Annotated in this window: 14 protein-coding genes; 8 read left to right on the top strand and 6 right to left on the bottom strand. The window is 66.7% G+C overall.

Features of this window, described 5'->3' with window-relative positions; genetic code table 11:
* Nucleotides 1–205: 205 nt before the first annotated feature.
* Both RZV17_RS06470 and ffh read right to left on the bottom strand, forming a co-directional pair.
* Nucleotides 206–1,504, bottom strand: a complete 1,299-nt coding sequence (locus RZV17_RS06470) for a hypothetical protein (RefSeq protein WP_355608048.1) — start codon at nucleotides 1,502–1,504, stop codon at nucleotides 206–208.
* Nucleotides 1,505–1,529: 25 nt separating this feature from the next.
* Nucleotides 1,530–2,906: a signal recognition particle protein gene (gene ffh, locus RZV17_RS06465; RefSeq protein WP_355608045.1), complete on the bottom strand. Its 1,377-nt coding sequence runs from the start codon at nucleotides 2,904–2,906 to the stop codon at nucleotides 1,530–1,532.
* A 449-nt stretch (nucleotides 2,907–3,355) separates the two neighbouring features.
* Between ffh and ccsA the strand changes: the two genes are divergently transcribed.
* Nucleotides 3,356–4,147 (top strand): inner membrane protein YpjD, encoded by a 792-nt coding sequence (gene ccsA, locus RZV17_RS06460; RefSeq protein WP_047696025.1) that lies wholly within the window; start codon nucleotides 3,356–3,358, stop codon nucleotides 4,145–4,147.
* A 325-nt stretch (nucleotides 4,148–4,472) separates the two neighbouring features.
* On the opposite strand, the gene RZV17_RS06455 is transcribed toward ccsA, so the two are convergent.
* Complete coding sequence (locus tag RZV17_RS06455; protein ID WP_355608042.1) at nucleotides 4,473–5,522, bottom strand: aldose epimerase family protein; 1,050 nt, start codon at nucleotides 5,520–5,522, stop codon at nucleotides 4,473–4,475.
* Nucleotides 5,523–5,769: 247 nt separating this feature from the next.
* On the opposite strand from RZV17_RS06455, the gene RZV17_RS06450 reads away from it, so the two are divergent.
* On the top strand, nucleotides 5,770–7,353 hold the full coding sequence (locus tag RZV17_RS06450; RefSeq protein WP_355608040.1) for an alpha-L-arabinofuranosidase C-terminal domain-containing protein: 1,584 nt from the start codon (nucleotides 5,770–5,772) through the stop codon (nucleotides 7,351–7,353).
* Between the two features lie 112 nt (nucleotides 7,354–7,465).
* Here RZV17_RS06450 and RZV17_RS06445 read toward each other — a convergent pair whose 3' ends face one another.
* The gene (locus tag RZV17_RS06445) at nucleotides 7,466–8,419 is read right to left on the bottom strand and encodes a LysR family transcriptional regulator (RefSeq protein ID WP_355608037.1); all 954 of its coding nucleotides are present in this window, start codon (nucleotides 8,417–8,419) and stop codon (nucleotides 7,466–7,468) included.
* A 134-nt stretch (nucleotides 8,420–8,553) separates the two neighbouring features.
* Here RZV17_RS06445 and RZV17_RS06440 point away from each other — a divergent pair, with 134 nt between their 5' ends.
* Nucleotides 8,554–8,829 carry a DUF2798 domain-containing protein gene (locus tag RZV17_RS06440; RefSeq protein ID WP_184385660.1) on the top strand — a complete coding sequence of 92 codons (276 nt, stop codon included), beginning with the start codon at nucleotides 8,554–8,556 and terminating at the stop codon, nucleotides 8,827–8,829.
* A gap of 370 nt (nucleotides 8,830–9,199) precedes the next feature.
* Nucleotides 9,200–10,549, top strand: a complete 1,350-nt coding sequence (locus tag RZV17_RS06435; RefSeq protein WP_355608033.1) for a glycoside hydrolase family 16 protein — start codon at nucleotides 9,200–9,202, stop codon at nucleotides 10,547–10,549.
* A 28-nt stretch (nucleotides 10,550–10,577) separates the two neighbouring features.
* Here RZV17_RS06435 and RZV17_RS06430 read toward each other — a convergent pair whose 3' ends face one another.
* Both RZV17_RS06430 and RZV17_RS06425 read right to left on the bottom strand, forming a co-directional pair.
* On the bottom strand, nucleotides 10,578–10,946 hold the full coding sequence (locus tag RZV17_RS06430) for a response regulator (protein WP_047696016.1): 369 nt from the start codon (nucleotides 10,944–10,946) through the stop codon (nucleotides 10,578–10,580).
* The gene (locus RZV17_RS06425; RefSeq protein WP_104581013.1) at nucleotides 10,939–12,102 is read right to left on the bottom strand and encodes a PAS domain-containing sensor histidine kinase; all 1,164 of its coding nucleotides are present in this window, start codon (nucleotides 12,100–12,102) and stop codon (nucleotides 10,939–10,941) included. Before RZV17_RS06425 ends, RZV17_RS06430 begins: the two co-directional genes overlap by 8 nt.
* Before the next feature lie 160 nt (nucleotides 12,103–12,262).
* Here RZV17_RS06425 and RZV17_RS06420 point away from each other — a divergent pair, with 160 nt between their 5' ends.
* The 4 genes from RZV17_RS06420 to RZV17_RS06405 are packed head-to-tail and all read left to right on the top strand — an operon-like array spanning nucleotide 12,263 to nucleotide 17,956.
* Nucleotides 12,263–15,433, top strand: a complete 3,171-nt coding sequence (locus RZV17_RS06420) for a response regulator (RefSeq protein WP_355608030.1) — start codon at nucleotides 12,263–12,265, stop codon at nucleotides 15,431–15,433.
* Nucleotides 15,406–16,254 (top strand): protein-glutamate O-methyltransferase CheR, encoded by an 849-nt coding sequence (locus RZV17_RS06415; protein WP_179454789.1) that lies wholly within the window; start codon nucleotides 15,406–15,408, stop codon nucleotides 16,252–16,254. The genes RZV17_RS06420 and RZV17_RS06415 overlap by 28 nt, the downstream gene beginning before the upstream one ends.
* Nucleotides 16,251–16,835, top strand: coding sequence for a chemotaxis protein CheB (locus RZV17_RS06410; protein ID WP_355608027.1), 585 nt, complete (start codon nucleotides 16,251–16,253; stop codon nucleotides 16,833–16,835). The genes RZV17_RS06415 and RZV17_RS06410 overlap by 4 nt, the downstream gene beginning before the upstream one ends.
* Nucleotides 16,832–17,956 carry a hybrid sensor histidine kinase/response regulator gene (locus RZV17_RS06405; RefSeq protein WP_179454791.1) on the top strand — a complete coding sequence of 375 codons (1,125 nt, stop codon included), beginning with the start codon at nucleotides 16,832–16,834 and terminating at the stop codon, nucleotides 17,954–17,956. Before RZV17_RS06410 ends, RZV17_RS06405 begins: the two co-directional genes overlap by 4 nt.
* Nucleotides 17,957–18,058 lie beyond the last annotated feature (102 nt).

The raw sequence follows: 18,058 nt of genomic DNA, 5'->3' as shown, positions 1-18,058 counted from the left end.
CGATGGACGGATGCGGATGCCGACACGCGCAAGACGGTAGTTCGCGCATGCACTGCATGCCGCACGTTGCGTCTGGAGCGGCCACCAAACGTGGTAACCGTGATCAGGTGGACATGCAGTTGCCGGTGCATACCGCTGCTACATGCCGCACCGAGCTCCGGCCGCCCCATGTGGCGCCGAGCACAGGGGTTCGTTCTTCGTTCTCTCAATCCACCGGCACCGGCATCACTTGCCGGTACCAGTCTTCGACCCAGACATCCTGCAACGCGAATGCACGCAAGCTCCGAGGACGCTGCAGGTAATCACCCCACACGCGCAGGTCGACAACTGCAGCAACGGCTTGCTGGCGCCATGCCGGCGGGCCGAACAGCCGCAGTTCCAGGCAGTAATCGCCATCGACAGGACAGGTCATCTGCATGCAGGCGGCCGGTGCCGCGCTCGCCCATGCATGCACCAGATCCGGCCCACGCACCAGCTTGAACACACGCACCTCGCCCTGCGTGCGACCGGTGCATTGATCGGGCAACGGCAACGGGCGATCGAAGTGCTCGCCGGCCCAGGCCAGTTCCAGCGTCAGCACGTCGCCCTGGCTCAGGCGCAGGAAGTAACGGTAAAGATGGGTGTTGTCGGCACGCCACGACGATGCCGGATCGGAACCTGCGGACACATCCCAGGCATCGTCGGCACTGGCGAACAACAACATCGAGCCAGCGGGCGCGCCGTGCACGGGCACTGACGGCAGATGCGCCTGCGACTGCAGCTGTGCGTCGTCTTCGAGATGCACCACCGCCGCACCGTCGTCGCGACGCGCGTATCGCATGGCCGACCCGAACGTGGGCTGCAGCGGCAGTGCCAGCCGATCCGGCTCGGGCACGCGCAGCCAAAGCGCGACCATGCCGGGGCACGTTCCATAGGCCTGGCCGATGCCGATCGAATACACCCCGGAGCGGGTGACCGGCACGTCCACCTCGCCATCGGCGGGCACCTCCCACCACTGCGATTGCGTGCCACCCGGGTGCCACACATCGCAGCGCCACGCGGCCACACCTGCAGCATCGTTGGCAGGATGGAACGCCAGCACGAGATGGTCGCCCGCACGCAGGAACACCTCGACCGTGGTGCAGATGTCCTGCCGCGGGTAGCGTTCTTCTTCGTATGGCGCCACGTCCATGATATGGCGCCGCCACTGGCGCACCGACGTGTCGTGCACGTTCTGCGCGACGACGCGTTTTGCGGCTGCGTTGCGTCGCGGCAGGCGAGCGATGGCCGGCGTACCGCCGATGCCGCCGCCAGTGCCGCCACCCTGCGCTTGGGAGGTGGGCGTCGACGCCGGTGCTGCGACCGGGCGGGCGCCAGACAGGCGGTCGATTCCTGCGACCACCAGTGCGATACACAACCACAACACAACGCTTGCCGGCAGTAACGCCCACCCTGCCGTTAGCTGCCACGCCAGCACGAGGGCCAGCGCCAGATGCACGCAGTGCGCGCCTGCGGATGTGCTCACAGCGCGCGCAACCTGCGCAGGTTGCTCAACGGAACGGCATGCCGCCGCGGCCGCCCATGGCACCCATCATGCCCTTCATGTTGCGCATCAGGCCCTTCATGCCGCCGCCGGCCAGCTTGCCCATCATCTTTTCCATCTGCTGGTACTGCTTCATCAGCTTGTTGACGTCAGCCGGCTGCATGCCCGAGCCGCGTGCGATGCGGGCACGGCGCGAGCCATTGAGCAACGCCGGGTTGCGGCGCTCCTTCTTGGTCATCGAATTGATGATGGCGATCATGCGCGGCACTTCCTTGCCGGTGACCTGCTGCTTGACGTTGTCCGGGATCTGACCCATGCCCGGCAGCTTGTCCATCAGCCCATGGATGCCGCCCATGTTCTGCATCTGCTCGAGCTGCTCTTTCATGTCGTTGAGGTCGAACTTCTTGCCTTTGGCGACCTTGGCAGCGAGCTTGGCGGCCTTTTCCTGATCGACGCTGTGCTCGACCTGCTCCACCAGCGACAGCACGTCGCCCATGTCCAGGATGCGGCTGGCGACGCGATCGGGATGGAACACATCCAGGCCGTCGGTCTTTTCGCCGGTACCGACGAACTTGATCGGCTTGCCGGTGATGTAGCGCACGCTCAGCGCGGCACCGCCACGGGCGTCGCCGTCGGTCTTGGTCAGCACCACGCCGGTCAGCGGCAGCGCCTCGCCGAAGGCCTTGGCGGTGTTGGCGGCGTCCTGGCCGGTCATCGCATCGACCACGAACAGGGTTTCGGTGGGGGTGATCGCGGCGTGCAGCGCCTTGATCTCGTCCATCATCGCCTGATCGATCGCCAGGCGACCGGCGGTATCGACCAGCAGCACGTCGGCAAACGACTTGCGTGCGTCGCTGATGGCGGCGCGCACGATGTCGACCGGCTTCTGCGAGGCGTCGGACGGGAAGAACAGCACGCCGACCTGCTCGGCCAGGGTCTTGAGCTGCTCGATCGCAGCCGGGCGGTAGACGTCGGCAGAGACCACCATGACCTTTTTCTTGCGCTTTTCCTTCAGGTGCTTGGCGAGCTTGCCGACCGTGGTGGTCTTGCCCGCACCCTGCAGGCCGGCCATCATGATGATCGCCGGTGCCGGCACGTTGAGGTTGAGGTCGGCCGCCGCCGCGCCCATGACCGCGGTGAGCTCGTCGCGCACGATCTTGATCAGCGCCTGGCCGGGGGTCAGCGACTTGAGCACTTCCTGGCCCACCGCGCGCACCTTGATGCGTTCGATCAGCGCCTGCACCACCGGCAGCGCGACGTCGGCTTCCAGCAGCGCGATGCGCACTTCACGGGTGGCTTCGCGGATGTTCTCCTCGGTCAGGCGGCCGCGGCCGCGCAGGCGCTCCATGGTGCCGGAGAGACGTTGGGTAAGGGACTCGAACATGCGCAAAGGACCGCGTGAGGGGAAACGGGCACCGATTATAGCGGCACCAGCCAACGCCCCGCCCCAATCGACCGCCGGCCGAAGCGAGCCAATCCAGGGCAAATCCCTCCGGCGCTCGGCAGTCCCTGCAACCAGGGCAGCAGCACCGCAGAGCCCGACGTCAGCGGCCACGCCCGCAGGCAGGCTTACCCATACCCACTCGCTACCAACCAGCACACTTGCCTGCCCGCCTATCCCCACGCCCCCGGCCCGGCTTTGCCAATTCCCCATTCCCCATTCCCCATTCCCCATTCCCCATTCCCCATTCCCCATTCCCCATTCCCCATTCCCCATTCCCCATTCCCCATTCCCCATTCCCGATTCCCGATTCCCGATTCCCGATTCCCGATTCCCGATTCCCGAATCCCGATTCCCGAATCCCCGCCCCACCAATATGCGAAACTTCCACGATGACAATCGTTCTCATCGCGTTCGCCCTGTACCTGCTGGCTGCCGCCCTGCTCACCCGGGCGGTGCTGCGCGATGGCAACCAGGCCCCTGCGCGCTGGTTGGCGCCGGCGCTGGCTGCAGTTGCGCTGCACGCCGGCTATCACGTGCTGGTGGCGTTCCGCACCGCGGGCGGGCCGGACATGCATTTCTTTGCCGCGCTGTCGCTGACCGGCCTGGGCATGGCGGCGTTGACCGCGGTGTTCGGCGGGCGCGGCCGCATGGCAGCGGTGGGCGTGGTGGTGTTTCCGTTGTCGGCCATCCTGCTGGCCTGTTACCACGCCTACGGCCATGAGCCGAGCGCAGACCTGGGCTGGCGGCTGGAACTGCACGCCTGGATGGCGCTGCTGGCCTACGCCACCCTGGGCATCGCCGCCCTGCTGGCCATCATGTTGTGGCTGCAGGAACGGGCGTTGCGGCGGCGCGACTTCCATCCCTGGCTGCGCGCGCTGCCGCCGTTGACCGAACTGGAAACCCTGCTGTTCCGCACGATCACCGTCGGCTTCGTATTGCTGAGCCTGACCCTGCTGACCGGGCTGCTGTTCGTGCAGGATTTCCTGGCGCAACGATTGCTGCACAAGACCGTGCTCAGCATCCTGTCGTGGATCGTGTTTGGCGCGCTGCTGGTCGGCCGCTGGCGTAATGGCTGGCGCGGCACCAAGGCCGTGCACTGGACGCTGACCGCCATGGCGCTGCTGGTGCTGTCGTTCTTCGGCAGCAAGTTCGTGATCGAACTGGTGCTGGGGCCGCGCTGATCGCGCAGGCGGGCGCTGCCTGCCATGCAGCGAGTCCTGCACGTGGCCGGCCGCTTGTGTCCTGCAGGCCCGGTGCCTGTGTGTCGTACCGCGCCTGACCAGAGATCACCCCGGCGATTCGGCCCGAACCGACAGATGCCAGCACGCCGCGCCGGCGGTCGGCTGACACGCGGTTGCGCGCGGGTGCACGGTGCGCGGACGGCACGGACGAGCCGCAAGGACGCGGAACCCGTGCCGTCCCTCGACATCGGTCACGCCTGCCCGATGGTTGCGTAATGCGTGTGTCGGCGGATCCAGGGCATCTGCCTGGACCCGTCAGCGCTGCTCAGCCATCGAGTGCAGCGCTGACCGCTTCCCACGGCTGATCCGGGCCTGGCGTGGCGAAGCGATAGACGATGCGGCGGCGATGGACCTCGCCGGGACGCAGGATGGTCGAAGGAAAGTTGGCGTGGTTGGGGGCGTCCGGGTAGCTCTGCGGTTCCAGGCACACCCCGCGGCCCAGGCCCGGATGATGCGCGTCCAGATGCTGCCCCTCGTAGACCTGCACCGCCGGCGCGTCGCTGAGGATGCGCATGGCCACGCCACTGTGCGGCGAGTACAGCTCGGCGACCCGGTCGGCGCCTGGCGCCAGCACCAGACACTGGTCGTAGCCCTTGCCGAGCACGACCTGCGGATGCGCCGGGTCGATCCGCTCGGCCAGCGCGGCGGGGTCGCGGAAATCGAACGGTGTGCCGGCCACCGACGCAATCTCCCCGGTCGGGATGGATTCTGCGTCCACCGGGAGATAGCGGTCGGCAGGCACCCGCAGCACCTGCGCTGCGGCACGCCGCTGCGGGTCGCCGGACAGATTGAAATACGGGTGATGGGTCAGGTTCAACGGCGTGGCCGCATCGCAACGGGCTTCGAAGTCCAGATGCAGGCTGCGCTGCTGCAGCGCAAGCCGGGCGCGCACCTGCAGGTTGCCGGGGTAGCCCTCTTCGCCGTCGGGCGAGTCGTAGCCCAGCAGCACCTGATCGGTTGCCTGCTCCAGTACCGTCCAGACCCGCCGCCCGAAACCGCGCTCGCCGCCGTGCAACTGGTTGCGCCCCTCGTTGGCGGCCAGCGTATGGGTCACCCCGTCCAACGTATAGCGTGCACCACCGATACGATTGCCGAAGCGGCCCACCAGGATGTTGAGGCTGTCGCCATCGGCGGCGTAGGCCGGCAGGTCCGGCAGACCCAGCAGCAGCGGTACCACGCCCTGCGCGGTGGTCAGCCGCAGCGCGTGCAGGATGCCGCCGTAGGTAAGGACGTCCGCCTCCAGCCCGTCGTCGCTGCGCAAGCTGAGCGCGTGAACCTCGACACCGTCTGGCAACTGCCCGAACACTCGCTGCATGAATCGCCCCACTGCGGATGGAAGCCCGCGAGCATAGCCGCGTCGCGCGCGCCCCGACCATGCCCTTGCGCACATCCTGGCCTGCCGAACGACGACCAGGCCGCACCGCATTGCGCGGGCGCGGCAGGATTCGCCAGCGGCGAACGCGATGCAGCGACACAGCACCACCACTGCCACTACGCTACCGGCATGCGGCTGCGCCGGCAGTGCGCCAACACCTCGCCCCCCCTACAGGAGCGCCCCGCCGATGCATTGGATCTCCCTCGCGTTGCAGACCTCACGCCGGCGGCTGCTGCCCGCGCTCGTTGCCGTCACCCTGGCGACCAGTGCCTGCATCGCCTGCGCTGCCGAGGTCGAGGTGACCGGTAGCTTGCGTGCGGACCAACCCGGTGCACAGGTGTCGCGGCAGCTGTTCGGGCAGTTTGCCGAACACCTGGGTACCGGCATCTATGGCGGCGTGTGGGTGGGCGAGGACGCCTCCATTCCCAACACGCGCGGCTACCGCAACGACGTGCTCGCGGCGTTGAAGGCCATCGCGGTGCCCAACATCCGCTGGCCGGGCGGCTGCTTTGCCGACGAATACCACTGGCGCGACGGTGTCGGCGCGCCGGCCAGGCGCCCGATCCGCGTCAACACGCACTGGGGCGGCGTGGAAGAGTCCAATCGCTTCGGCACCCATGAGTTCATGGACTTCACCGAGCTGCTCGGCACCCAGGCCTATATCGCCGGCAATGTCGGCAATGCGGCGCCGGACGAGATCGCGCAGTGGACCGAATACATGACCGCCGACACCCGCTCCAGCCTGGCCAGCGAGCGCCGCGCCAACGGCCGCGATGCGCCCTGGCAGGTGCCCTACTTCGGCGTGGGCAACGAGCTGTGGGGTTGCGGCGGCAACATGCGGGTGGAATATGCCGCCGACGTGTATCGGCGCTACCAGACCTTCGTCAAGGCGCCGGCCAATCAGACGCTGCGCAAGATCGCGCCCGGCCCCAACAACGACGACTATCACTGGACCGAGGTGATGATGCGCGACGCCGGCACGCTGATGGACGGCCTGAGCCTGCATTACTACACGGTGCCCGGTGGCTGGCCGCCGCGCGCCTCCTCGACCGATTTCGACGAAAGCGCCTGGATCGACACGCTGTCGCGCACGCTGGTGATGGACGAATTGATCACCAGGCACAGCGCGATCATGGACAAATACGACCCCGGCAAGAAGGTGGCGCTGGTGGTCGACGAATGGGGCACCTGGTACGCCGGCCTGCCCGGCGCAAACCCGGGATTCCTGCATCAGCAGAACAGCCTGCGCGATGCCCTGGTGGCGGCATTGAATATCGACATCTTCAGCAACCACGCCGAGCGCGTGCGCATGGCCAATATCGCGCAGATGGTCAACGTGTTGCAGGCGATGATTCTTACCGATGGCGACAAGATGGTGCTGACGCCGACCTACCACGTGTTTGCCCTGTACAAGCCCTATCAGGACGCCACCCACCTGCCGCTGCAGTTGCAGACACCGCACTACCGCCACGGCAATACGCAGGTGCCGGCGGTGCACGGCTCGGCAGTCAAGGCAAAGGATGGCCATGTGTATGTCGCGCTGACCAACCTGGACGCCACCGCACCCGCCAACGTCAGCGTGGACGTGCAAAGCCTTGCGCCGCGGCGTGTGGAAGGACAGATCCTCAGTGCGGCGGCGATCACCGCGCACAACAGCTTCGCGCAGCCGCATGTGGTGGAGCCGAGGCCGTTCAACGGTGCACGCGTGCAGGGCAAGGCCTTGACGGTGGCGCTGCCCGCGCATGCGGTGGTGATGCTCAGGCTGGAATGACGCGGCGCATGGCATCGCTCGACAGGCGTGCCGCAGTCGAGGCGTCTGCAAGTGCCGGGTTGGCCTCCGGCATGCCTGGAGCAACGCCGCTGGTCGCTGCGCTGCTGCGGTTCTACGCCGAGCCCGGCGCCAATGCCGGCTCGGTGACCCGCCAGTCCGGTGGCAGGCGCTGCAGTACGTGCTCCATGAAGGCGCGCACCTTCGGGGTGAAGTCGCGGCGGTCGGCCACGCACAGATACAGGCGCAATGGTTCGAGTGCGGCCTGGCCGGTGTCGGCGCTGTCGGGGGTGAACAGCTGCTGCAGCTGGCCGCGCTGCAGATACGGTTGCACGACGAATGCGGCCAGCCGCGTGATGCCGCCACCGGCAGCGGCCATGGTGGCCAGCGCATCGACGTCGTCGCTGACCAGCGCCTGGCCAAGCTGCGGCTGGAAACGCACGCCGTCGCGTATGAAGTTCCAGCGCAGGAAGCGGCCATCGGCCGGATAGCGCAGCAGCAGGCAGTCGTGATACTTCAGCTCATCCGGCCGCGTCGGTGTGCCGCAGCGGGCCAGATACTCGGGCGCGGCGCACACCACGAACGGCACCATCGCGATACAGCGCGCCACCAGGCCGTCTTCCAGTTGCGCCTCGATGCGCAGGCTGACATCCACGCTTTCCTGCGCGTGCTGCACCACCCGGTCGGTGCACAGCAGCTCGATCTCCAGTTGCGGGTACTGCTGGCGCAGCGCCGGCAGCATCGGGGCCAGCACGTGACGCGCGAACGCGGCGGTGCTGGCCACGCGCAATCGGCCTGCCGGTGCCTGCTGCGGGCCGGCCACCAGTTGCCGGGCACGCTCCAGGTCACGCTCCAGCTGCCGCACCTGCTCGAAGTACACCGCACCGCGCTCGGTCAGTGCCAGGCTGCGGGTGGTTCGATGCAGCAAACGCACGCCCAGGTGCTGCTCCAGACGCGCGATGTTCTGGCTGACCGCCGCAGGGCTGACGCCAAGCAACTTGGCCCCGCCGGCAATGCTGCCGGCATCGACCGTGCCGACAAAGCTTCGAATCGACTGAAGAATATTCATTAGTTGAGCAAGTATCGCGGCGCGATTCGTAAGATTTACTTACGTAAGCCGCAAGCTTACGCGATCTACCCCGTGCGCCACGGCTGCCCTAGAGTTCGGCCATCCCGCCGCTGTGCGGCAACCGAGGTCCTGCCATGTCGTCGTCCCCCTCTTCGTCTGCGATGGTGCGCCCGCGCTGGAAGCTCGGCGTGCGCGCCACGCCCTTCGTGTTTGCGTTCTACATGGCCGCGATCATGGCGCTGCTGATGTGCCTGGTCATCACCGGCATCACCACCGGGCCCACGCCGGACCTGGTGTGGCGCGCGCTCGATGCCTATCGCATCGCCATGCCTACCGCGTTCTGCTGCGTGCTGGTGGTGCGGCCGCTGGTGATCCGCCTGGTGGCCTGGACCGTGCACGCAGGGCACTGACGAGGCGCACCGCGCTGTTTGCCTATCGCCACGGGGGTGTCGCCTCGAACGCATGCGGCGATCGCGTGCCTGGACGAAGGCAGCGCGCACGGCTGCCCCGCATGCGCTTGCAACCGCTTCAACACGATGTACCTGCCATCGCTCGGCGTACGACTGCGCGACGGCACGCAACACGCATGCCCACTCCCGTCCGCTGCTGCCACGCAACATGCCGCAGGCGCCATCTGCGACCGGCGTCATGCCAATGATGAAATATTCCGGAATGAACACCACGGAACTGAAACGCCGCGTTCAATTGCGTTGACTCCGACGTAGCCACTGCGCAGCGTCGCTCCTTCACGGACCATCCGGTCCATCGTTGGAGACACGCATGCGCGCCTTACGTAGCGTCACCATGCAGTTCGCTGTTGTGCTGGGCATGGCCCTGACACCGGGTGCGCATGCGCAGACACTGGTGTGGGAAGACAACTTCAACGGGCCCGGCATCGACGGCAGCAAGTGGACCTACGATGTCGGCAATGGCTGTCAGATCGGCCTGTGCGGTTGGGGCAATGGCGAGATGCAGTACTACACCAGCCGCCCCGACAACGCGCGCATCGAAAATGGCCGGCTGGTGATCGAAGCGCGTCGCGAAGCCTTCGGCGGCATGCCGTTCACGTCGGCGCGGCTCAAGACCGAAGGCCGCATGCACTTCCAGTACGGCACGCTGGAAGCGCGCATCAAGACGCCGGTGGTGGGTAACGGGCTCTGGCCGGCCTACTGGATGCTGGGCACGATCGGCGTGTGGCCCGGGCGCGGTGAAATCGATCTGATGGAAGCCGGCATGGCTGCCGCGATCGCCAACGGCACCGCCAACCGCCGCATCGGCGCGGCCGTGCACTGGGACTACAACGGCTCGCAAGCCGATTACGACACCAGCTACACCAGCCCGGTGAACCTGCACAACGATTTCCATGTGTATCGCATGACCTGGGACCCGCAATTCATCCGTATTTCGATCGATGGCCAGCACTATTTTGAATTTGCGATCTCCAATATCGAGGGCGCCTCGTTGCACGAGTTCCATCAGCAGCACTACCTGCTGCTCAATCTCGCTGTCGGAGGTACCTATACCGGCGTGACCTCGCCGGCCGCAGTGACCGCGCCGCTGCCGGGAAAGATGGAAGTGGACTACATCCGGCTGTATCAAAACCCCGGGGCGCAGCTGTACGTGGGCAACCAGCATGCCGCGCCGGCGGGACGCTTCGGCGTATTCACCGACCAGACCGACACCAGCGCACGACTGACCCTTGGCCAGGATGCCGAGCTGTACCTATGGAACAACCTCACCCCGATCGCGCAGGCGCCGTTCGAGGGCCGCAACGTGATGGCCTACCGTGCCAACGCCGGTGCCTGGTACGGGTTGGGGATCCAGAGCGATTACCGCAATCTGGCGGCCTACGCGGGCGGCGCGCTCAAACTGCAGGTGAAGACCACGACCGCCTCTCCCTTCAGGATCGGCATCAACACCAGCTTCGGCGACAGCTGGGTGGCCATTGCGCCCGGTGGCAATCAGTACGGCGTGGTGCGCGATGGTGCCTGGCACGAGGTCACGATCCCGCTCGGTGCATTCCACGACCTGGACCTGCAGGCGGTCAGACAGCCCTTCATGCTGGCGGCCGATGCGCCGGCAGCGCCGGTGGAGATCGCCATCGACCAGGTCTACTACCAGAGTCGCTGAGCCGCCGCTGCAACGCTGCCGTACGCGCTCAGGCGTTGGCGGCAGCGCCCTTCAGCATGTCGATGAGCTGACGCAGGCGATAGGGTTTGGGCAGGAAATCCACGTGCGGCGGCAGTGGCGGCAGCTGCGCCTTGGCAAAGCCCGAAGCCAGGATGACGCGCGCGTCCGGCAGCAGTTGCGCCACCTGCTCGCTCAGTTCGATACCCGACATGCCGTTGGGCATGCGGATGTCGCTGAACACCACATCGTAAGGGCCGCTGTCGCGCAGCATGCGCAATGCAGCATGCCCGTCGTCGGCGGTATCGACACTGATGCCGGCATCGCGCAGCGCCTCGCCGATCAACTCGCGCAGTTCTTCTTGATCTTCCACCATCAACAGGCGCAGGGATTCAGTCATGCTCGGCCTCCTCGATGGCCGGAAGAAACAGGGTCACGGTGGTGCCGCACCCGGGTGCGGTGTCAAGCTCGACAAAGCCGCCGGATTGGGAAGCAAAGCCATACACCTGGCTCAATCCCAGGCCGGAGCCCTTGCCGACGTCCTTGGTGGTGAAAAACGGCTCGCTGGCGCAACGCGCCACCTGCGCCGACATGCCGGGGCCGTCGTCACGCACCGCGATGCCGACGTATGCACGCGGCACGCCGTGCGGATCCGAGGGCGCCACCCGCCGTTGCGCGGCAGTGGTCAGCTCGATCGCGCCACCGCCGGGCATTGCATCGCAGCTGTTGAAGACAAGATTGAGCAGGGCCGCTTCCAGCTGCCCGGGGTCCACGCGCACATCCGGCAGCGCATCGGCGAAGGTCAGTGACAACCCGACGCCGGCCGGGCAGGCACGGCGCAACAATTCCAGCGAGCGCGTCACCACCGCGTTGGCCGCGTGACGTTCCGGAATCAGGCGCTGGCCGCGCGCAAACGCAAGCAGCTGGCGCGTCAGCAAGGTGCCGCGATCCACGGCGGTCTGTGCGGCCTCCACCAACATGCGGGTGCGCGCATCCTCGCCGGCGCGCAGCGCGATCAGGTCGAGGCTGGTCACCATCACTGTCAGCAGGTTGTTGAAGTCGTGCGCCATGCCCAGCGTCAGCCGGCCCAGCGCCTCGGTTTTCTGCGAGTGCAACAAGGCCTCCTGGGCATGTTGCAGCAGGCGCTGCGCTTCGTGGCGCTCGGTGATGTCACGGGTGATCTTGGCAAACCCCACCAGCACGCCGAATTCCAGCACCGGCTCGATCACCACGCTGGCCCAGAAACGGCTGCCGTCCTTGCGCACACGCCAGCCTTCGGCGGCAAGGCGCCCCTGGCGCTTGGCAATTTCCAGGTTGCGGGTGGGCTCGTCGCGCTGCACGTCTTCGGGAAGATAGAAACGCGAAAAATGCGAGCCGAGCACTTCAGCGGCGGAATAGCCCTTGATTCGCTCCCCGCCCGGGTTCCAGCTGCGAACATACCCACCGATGTCGAGCATGTAGATGGCGTAATCGGAAACGCTCTGCACCAACAGCTGGCACTGCCGGCTGTCGTGCGACAGCGGGCCCGCGTTGTCGATGACCGTTTCCGTACCCATTTTGCGCGAGGTTCCCGGAAAAACGCGCGACGTTAGTGACGTTGCCGTGAAGGGTGCGTGCAAGCCAACCCGGCCGCAAAAGCGTCAAAAACCCGGCGATTGGCGCGTGAAACTTATCGGATACCATGACCGCCCCCCCTTTCGTCGGTGCGTGCGCCTCATGCAGAACATCTCGACCACACGCGACCGCTGGGTGTGGGTCATCGCGGGGGCCTTGATGGCGGGAACCCTGGGCGTGGAGTTGGTGACGCCCCTGGGTTATGCGGTGTGGTTGACCTATTTCATGGCCGTGGGCGTGACCGTTTTCCAGAATCGCCCGCAGGCGCCGCTGGTGGTGGGTGTGCTGTCGTGCGTGCTGTTGGCGATCGGGTTCCAGCTGGCGCCGCCGAGCACCAATTCAAGTTTTTCCTCGATCAACCGCAGCATCGGTGGCGTGTCGTTCCTGGCGATGGCGCTGGTGGTGACGCAGGCAATCCGTGCCCGGCGCCAGGCCGAATTCGCGCTGTGGCTGCAGCAGGCCGAGAACACCGTCGAGGCGAGCCTGCGCGGCGATCAAAGCCCGGAAGATCTGGCCGACGCCGCCTTGCGCGCGCTGTGCGACACGCTGGATGCGCAGGTGGGCGCGCTGTATCGCATCGAAGGCGAGCGCCTGCGGCTCACCGGCGGCGCAGCGCTGCCGGCAGATATCCCCAAGACCCTGCCGACCAATGCCGGCCAATGGGGCGAGGTGCTGCAGCGTGGCACGGTGCGCCGGGTGCGTGGGGTGGAGGCCGGGCATCTGCAGATTGCCTCCGGGCTGGGCCAGAGCGCATGCACGGAACTGCTGCTGGCGCCGGTCACCGCCGACGGCCGCGTGATCGGCCTGGTGGAACTGGGCCGCGTCACCGGCGCGCAGACGGCCGGCTCGCGCGAACAGGAGCTGCTTGCCCGTTGCGGTGAAAACATCGGCCTGGCGCTGCGCACCGCGCTGCTGCGTGCGCAGCTGGTGGCCTTGCTGGAAGAGACCCAACGCCAGAGCGAAGAGCTGCAGACGCAGCAGGAAGAACTGCGCGTTGCCAACGAAGAGCTGGAAGAACAAAGCCGCAGCCTGCAGCAATCGCAGAGCGATCTGGAGCAACAGCAGGCCGAGCTGGAACAGACCAACGTGCAGCTGGAAGAACGCACCCAGGCGCTGGAGGCACAGAAACAGGCCTTGTTGATCGCGCAGAATCAGCTGGTGCGCAACAGCAACGAGTTGTCCACCGCCTCGCGCTACAAGTCCGAGTTTCTGGCCAACATGTCGCATGAGCTGCGCACCCCGCTCAATAGCGCACTGATCCTGGCCAAGCTGCTGGCCGACAACAAGGACGGCACGCTCAGCACCGAGCAGGTCAAGTACGCCCAGGCGATCCTGTCGTCCAACAACGATCTGCTTGCGCTGATCAACGACATCCTGGACCTGTCCAAGATCGAAGCCGGGCACGTGGAGCTGGCCGATGAAACCGTGGCGACCAGTTCGGTGCTGCAGCGGCTGCGCGAGACCTTCGAACCGTTGGCACGGCAAAAAGGCCTGAGCCTGGAGATCGGCGCCGACGCCGGTGCGCCGACCCAGCTGGTGGTGGACAACCAACGTCTGCAGCAGATCCTCAAGAACCTGCTGGCCAATGCAATCAAGTTCACCGAGCATGGCACGGTGAGCCTGTCGGTGCAGGCGCATGCGCCAGGGCGCGTGCTGTTCAAGGTCAACGACACCGGTATCGGCATCGCGCGCGAACAGACCGAGGTGATCTTCGAGGCATTCCGTCAGGCCGACGGCAGCACGCGGCGGCGCTATGGCGGCACCGGGCTGGGCCTGTCGATCTCGCGCGATCTTGCGCAACGCATGGGCGGCAGCATCGCGGTGGACAGCGAACCGGGACGCGGCAGCTGCTTCACGCTGGAACTGCCCGTCGACGGCGCGCCTGCAGAGACCGGCACTGCGGCCCAGGCACCCGGCGCGGCCACCGCATCGCCCCCCGTCACCACGGCGCAGCGGCACCCGCACGACGGCGCCCGCGTGCCCGCGCGTGTCAACGAGGCCGTCGCCATCGCCAGTCCGCCGCAGCCGCTGCCGATTCCCGCGCCCAGCGCCGCGCCGCTGCAACGTGCCGACGACGATCGCGACCAGCGTACGCGCCCCGGGCGGCTGATCATGGCGGTGGAAGACGAGACCCGGTTTGCGCAGGCCCTGGTCGATCTGGCGCATGAACTGGACTTCGACTGCGTGGTCGCGCCCAATGCCGAAGAAGCGCTGCGCCTTGCCGGCGAACTGCGCCCCAGCGGCATCCTGCTGGACATCGGCCTGCCGGACGCTTCCGGGCTGAGCGTGCTCGAACGCCTCAAGCGCGACCCGGCCACGCGCCATATCCCGGTGCATGTGGTGTCGGCGCTGGAGCGCAGCCAGATTGCACTGGAGCTGGGTGCGGTGGGATATCTGATCAAGCCGGCCACGCGCGAGCGGCTGGCCGGTGCGATCCGCCAGCTGGAAGAAACCAATGCGCGCGCGGTGCGGCGCCTGCTGATCGTCGAAGACGACAGCGCGCTGCGCGCGAACCTGCAATTGCTGCTGGCGCGCGATCAGCTGGACATCGTTGCGGTCGGCAGCATTGCCGAGGCGATGGAGCAGCTGGCCGGCTCCACCTTCGACTGCATGGTGACCGACCTGGCCCTGCCGGACGGCAGCGGCTACGACCTGCTGGAACGCATGGCCGGCAACGATGCAGTCGCCTTTCCGCCGGTGATCGTCTACACCGGCCGTGCCTTGACGCGCGACGAAGAACAGCGCCTGCGCCGGTATTCCAAGAGCATCATCATCAAGGGCGTGCGGTCGCCGGAGCGGCTGCTCGACGAAGTGACGCTGTTCCTGCACAGCGTGGAAGCCTCGCTGCCGAGCGACCAGCAACGGCTGCTGCGCGAGGCGCGTCGCCGCGATGCAGTACTCGATGGCGCCACCGTATTGCTGGCCGAAGACGATGTGCGCAACATCTTTGCGCTGTCCAGCGTGCTCGAACCGCTGGGCGTCACGCTGCAGATCGCACGCAATGGCCGCGAGGCATTGGAGCATCTGGCCAAGCACGACGTGGACCTGGTGCTGATGGACATCATGATGCCGGAGATGGATGGCATCACCGCGATGCGGCAGATCCGCGCCAACCGCCAGTGGCAGGACCTGCCGATCATCGCGCTGACCGCCAAGGCGATGGCCGACGACCGCGAACGCTGCCTGGAGGCCGGTGCCAACGACTACATCGCCAAGCCCATCGACGTGGACAAGCTGGTGTCGCTGTGCCGCGTGTGGTGCTCGCGGCAATGACTCCGGTGGAGCTGTTCGACCTGGAGCTGCGCGTGCTGCTGGAAGCGGTCTACCAGCGCTATCACTACGACTTCCGTGACTACGCGGTGTCGTCGCTGCGGCGACGCATGCGTCACGCAATGGCGCGCTTCGAATGCGAGCGGGTGGCCGATCTGCAACACCGGCTGCTGCACGAGCCGGATGCGTTTGCCCAGGCGATGCAGTTCTTCACCGTGCAGGTCTCGGAAATGTTCCGCGACCCGGCCTACTTCCGCGTGCTGCGCGAGCATGCAGTGCCGGTCCTGCGCACCTATCCCTCGATCAAGCTGTGGGTGGCCGGATGCAGCACCGGCGAAGAAGTCTGGTCGCTGGCGATCCTGCTGCACGAGGAAGGCTTGCTGGAGCGGGCGGTGATCTATGCCACCGACATCAATCCGGAAGCGCTGACCATGGCCGAGGCCGGCGCCTATGGCATCGACCGCATCGCGCAGTTCAGCCGCAACTACCTGGAGGCCGGCGGCCGTGGCTCGCTGTCGGATTACTACACCACCGCTTACGACGGTGCGGTGTTCGACCGCCGCCTGAAGCGCAACATCGTCTTCGCCGATCACAGCCTGGCCACCGACACGGTGTTTTCCGAAGTGCATCTGGTGTCGTGCCGCAATGTGCTGATCTATTTCAACCGCAGCCTGCAGGATCGCGCAGTGGGCCTGTTCTTCGATGCGCTGGTGCACCGCGGGTTTCTCGGGCTGGGCAGCAAGGAGTCGCTGCAGTTCGGCGCGCATGCACAGGCGTTCGAGACCTGCGCACGCGAGCAGCGCCTGTACCGGAAGGCCGCATGAGCACTGCAGCGGCGCATCCGCCCTTCGAGGCGACGGTGATCGGCGCATCCGCCGGCGGCGTGATGGCGTTGCAGGCGCTGTTGTCGCGCCTGCCCGGCAACCTGCCGATGCCGGTCCTGGTGGTGCTGCATCTGCCGCGCGACCGCGCCAGCCACGTGGCCGAACTGCTGGATGCGCGCTGCGCGCTACCGGTGCGCGAGGCCGAAGACAAGCAACCCTTGCTGCCCGGCACGGTCACCATTGCCCCGCCCGACTACCATCTGCTGGTGGAAAGCCGCGACAGCCTGGCGCTGTCGATGGATGCGCCGGTGCTGTTTTCGCGCCCGGCCATCGACCCGTTGTTCGAATCGGCCGCCGACGTGTTTGCCGAGCGCCTGCTGGCGATCCTGCTCACCGGCGCCAGCAGCGACGGCAGCGCCGGTGTGGCCGCCGTGCGCGCGGCCGGCGGCACCGCCTGGATTCAGCTGCCCGACGATGCCGCCTCCCCGCTGATGCCCGCCTCTGCACTTGCCCACGCCGGTGCCGATGCGGTGCTGACCCTGCAGGCGATCTGCAGCCGACTGGAAACCTTTCATCCATGAACCTCACCGCAACCGGCCTTGCTGCACACAGCGACGAACCCGCCAAGCTGTTGATCGTCGATGACGTGCCGCAGAACCTGGTGGCGATGCAGGCGCTGTTGCAGCGCGACGGCATCCAGGTGCTGTGCGCATCGTCCGGTGCGCAGGCACTGGAGTTGCTGCTCGAACACGATGTGGCGCTGGCACTGCTCGATGTGCACATGCCGGAGATGGACGGGTTTTCGCTGGCAGAATTGATGCGCGGTTCGCAGCGCACCCGGCATGTGCCGATCATTTTCCTGACCGCCTCGCCGAACGATCCGATGCGCGCCTTCCAGGGGTACGAGACCGGCGCGGTGGATTTCCTGCACAAGCCGATCGAACCGCATGTGATCCTGAGCAAGGTCAACGTGTTCATCGAGTTGTACCAGCAGCGGCGGCTGCTCAAGGCGCGCAATGCTTCGCTGGAACGCGCGCTCACCCTCAATGAAACCATGATGGCGGTGCTCACCCACGACCTGCGCACGCCGCTGTCGGTGATCCTGCTGTGCGCCGACAAGCTGAGCCTGGACGTGGATGCCGACGGATCGGCGGCGCGCACCCTCGAACACCTGGAAAACAGCGCACGGCGCATGGCGCGCATGGTCGAACAGTTGCTAGATTTCTCGCGCCTGCGCACCGATGGATTGTCGATGCAGTTCGGTCCCTGCAATCTCGGCGAGGTGGCGCACAGCGTGGTCGGCGAGGTGGCCCAGGCCAACCCGCATACCACCATCGACCTGCGCACCGAGGGCGACCTGGACGGCGACGGCGATGGCGACCGGCTGGCGCAGGTCGTCTCCAATCTGGTGGGCAACGCGGTGCTGCACGGCGGCCGCCACCCGGTGCAGGTGCATCTGGACGGCCGCGAGCGCGACGTCGTGCGGCTGTCGGTGCGCAATGCCGGGCACATTCCCGACAGCCTGATGCCGCGCCTGTTCGAACCGTTCAAGGCGAGTTTCCACGCCAGCCAGGGCTTGGGCCTGGGGCTGTTCATTGCCGATCAGTTCGTCAAGGCACACGGCGGCACGCTGGAGGCCCGCAACGAGGACGGCGACGTGGTGTTCGAAGCCAGGCTGCGGCGGCACAACCTGGCGGCGTGAGCGCAGCAGGTGTTGCGCTGGGTAAAACCGCGCTTGCCTGCACCATCGCGCGTGGCCAACGCAGCTCCACGCTTGATGCATTTGTCGACGGCGGCAACGGCG

This window comes from Xanthomonas cannabis, from assembly GCF_040616535.1.
In the GTDB taxonomy this organism is placed as follows: Bacteria; Pseudomonadota; Gammaproteobacteria; order Xanthomonadales; family Xanthomonadaceae; genus Xanthomonas; species Xanthomonas cannabis.
This window is presented reverse-complemented; position numbering and strand designations above follow the sequence as displayed.

What these genes read in the sequence shown, in the direction of transcription:
- ffh (WP_355608045.1), bottom strand. Translation starts at nt 2,906, where the DNA reads ATGTTCGAGTCCCTTACCCAACGTCTCTCCGGCACCATGGAGCGCCTG.
- RZV17_RS06455 (WP_355608042.1), bottom strand. Translation starts at nt 5,522, where the DNA reads ATGCAGCGAGTGTTCGGGCAGTTGCCAGACGGTGTCGAGGTTCACGCG.
- RZV17_RS06425 (WP_104581013.1), bottom strand. Translation starts at nt 12,102, where the DNA reads ATGGGTACGGAAACGGTCATCGACAACGCGGGCCCGCTGTCGCACGAC.
- RZV17_RS06420 (WP_355608030.1), top strand. Translation starts at nt 12,263, where the DNA reads ATGCAGAACATCTCGACCACACGCGACCGCTGGGTGTGGGTCATCGCG.
- ccsA (WP_047696025.1), top strand. Translation starts at nt 3,356, where the DNA reads ATGACAATCGTTCTCATCGCGTTCGCCCTGTACCTGCTGGCTGCCGCC.
- RZV17_RS06445 (WP_355608037.1), bottom strand. Translation starts at nt 8,419, where the DNA reads ATGAATATTCTTCAGTCGATTCGAAGCTTTGTCGGCACGGTCGATGCC.
- RZV17_RS06430 (WP_047696016.1), bottom strand. Translation starts at nt 10,946, where the DNA reads ATGACTGAATCCCTGCGCCTGTTGATGGTGGAAGATCAAGAAGAACTG.
- RZV17_RS06450 (WP_355608040.1), top strand. Translation starts at nt 5,770, where the DNA reads ATGCATTGGATCTCCCTCGCGTTGCAGACCTCACGCCGGCGGCTGCTG.
- RZV17_RS06410 (WP_355608027.1), top strand. Translation starts at nt 16,251, where the DNA reads ATGAGCACTGCAGCGGCGCATCCGCCCTTCGAGGCGACGGTGATCGGC.
- RZV17_RS06440 (WP_184385660.1), top strand. Translation starts at nt 8,554, where the DNA reads ATGTCGTCGTCCCCCTCTTCGTCTGCGATGGTGCGCCCGCGCTGGAAG.
- RZV17_RS06405 (WP_179454791.1), top strand. Translation starts at nt 16,832, where the DNA reads ATGAACCTCACCGCAACCGGCCTTGCTGCACACAGCGACGAACCCGCC.
- RZV17_RS06435 (WP_355608033.1), top strand. Translation starts at nt 9,200, where the DNA reads ATGCGCGCCTTACGTAGCGTCACCATGCAGTTCGCTGTTGTGCTGGGC.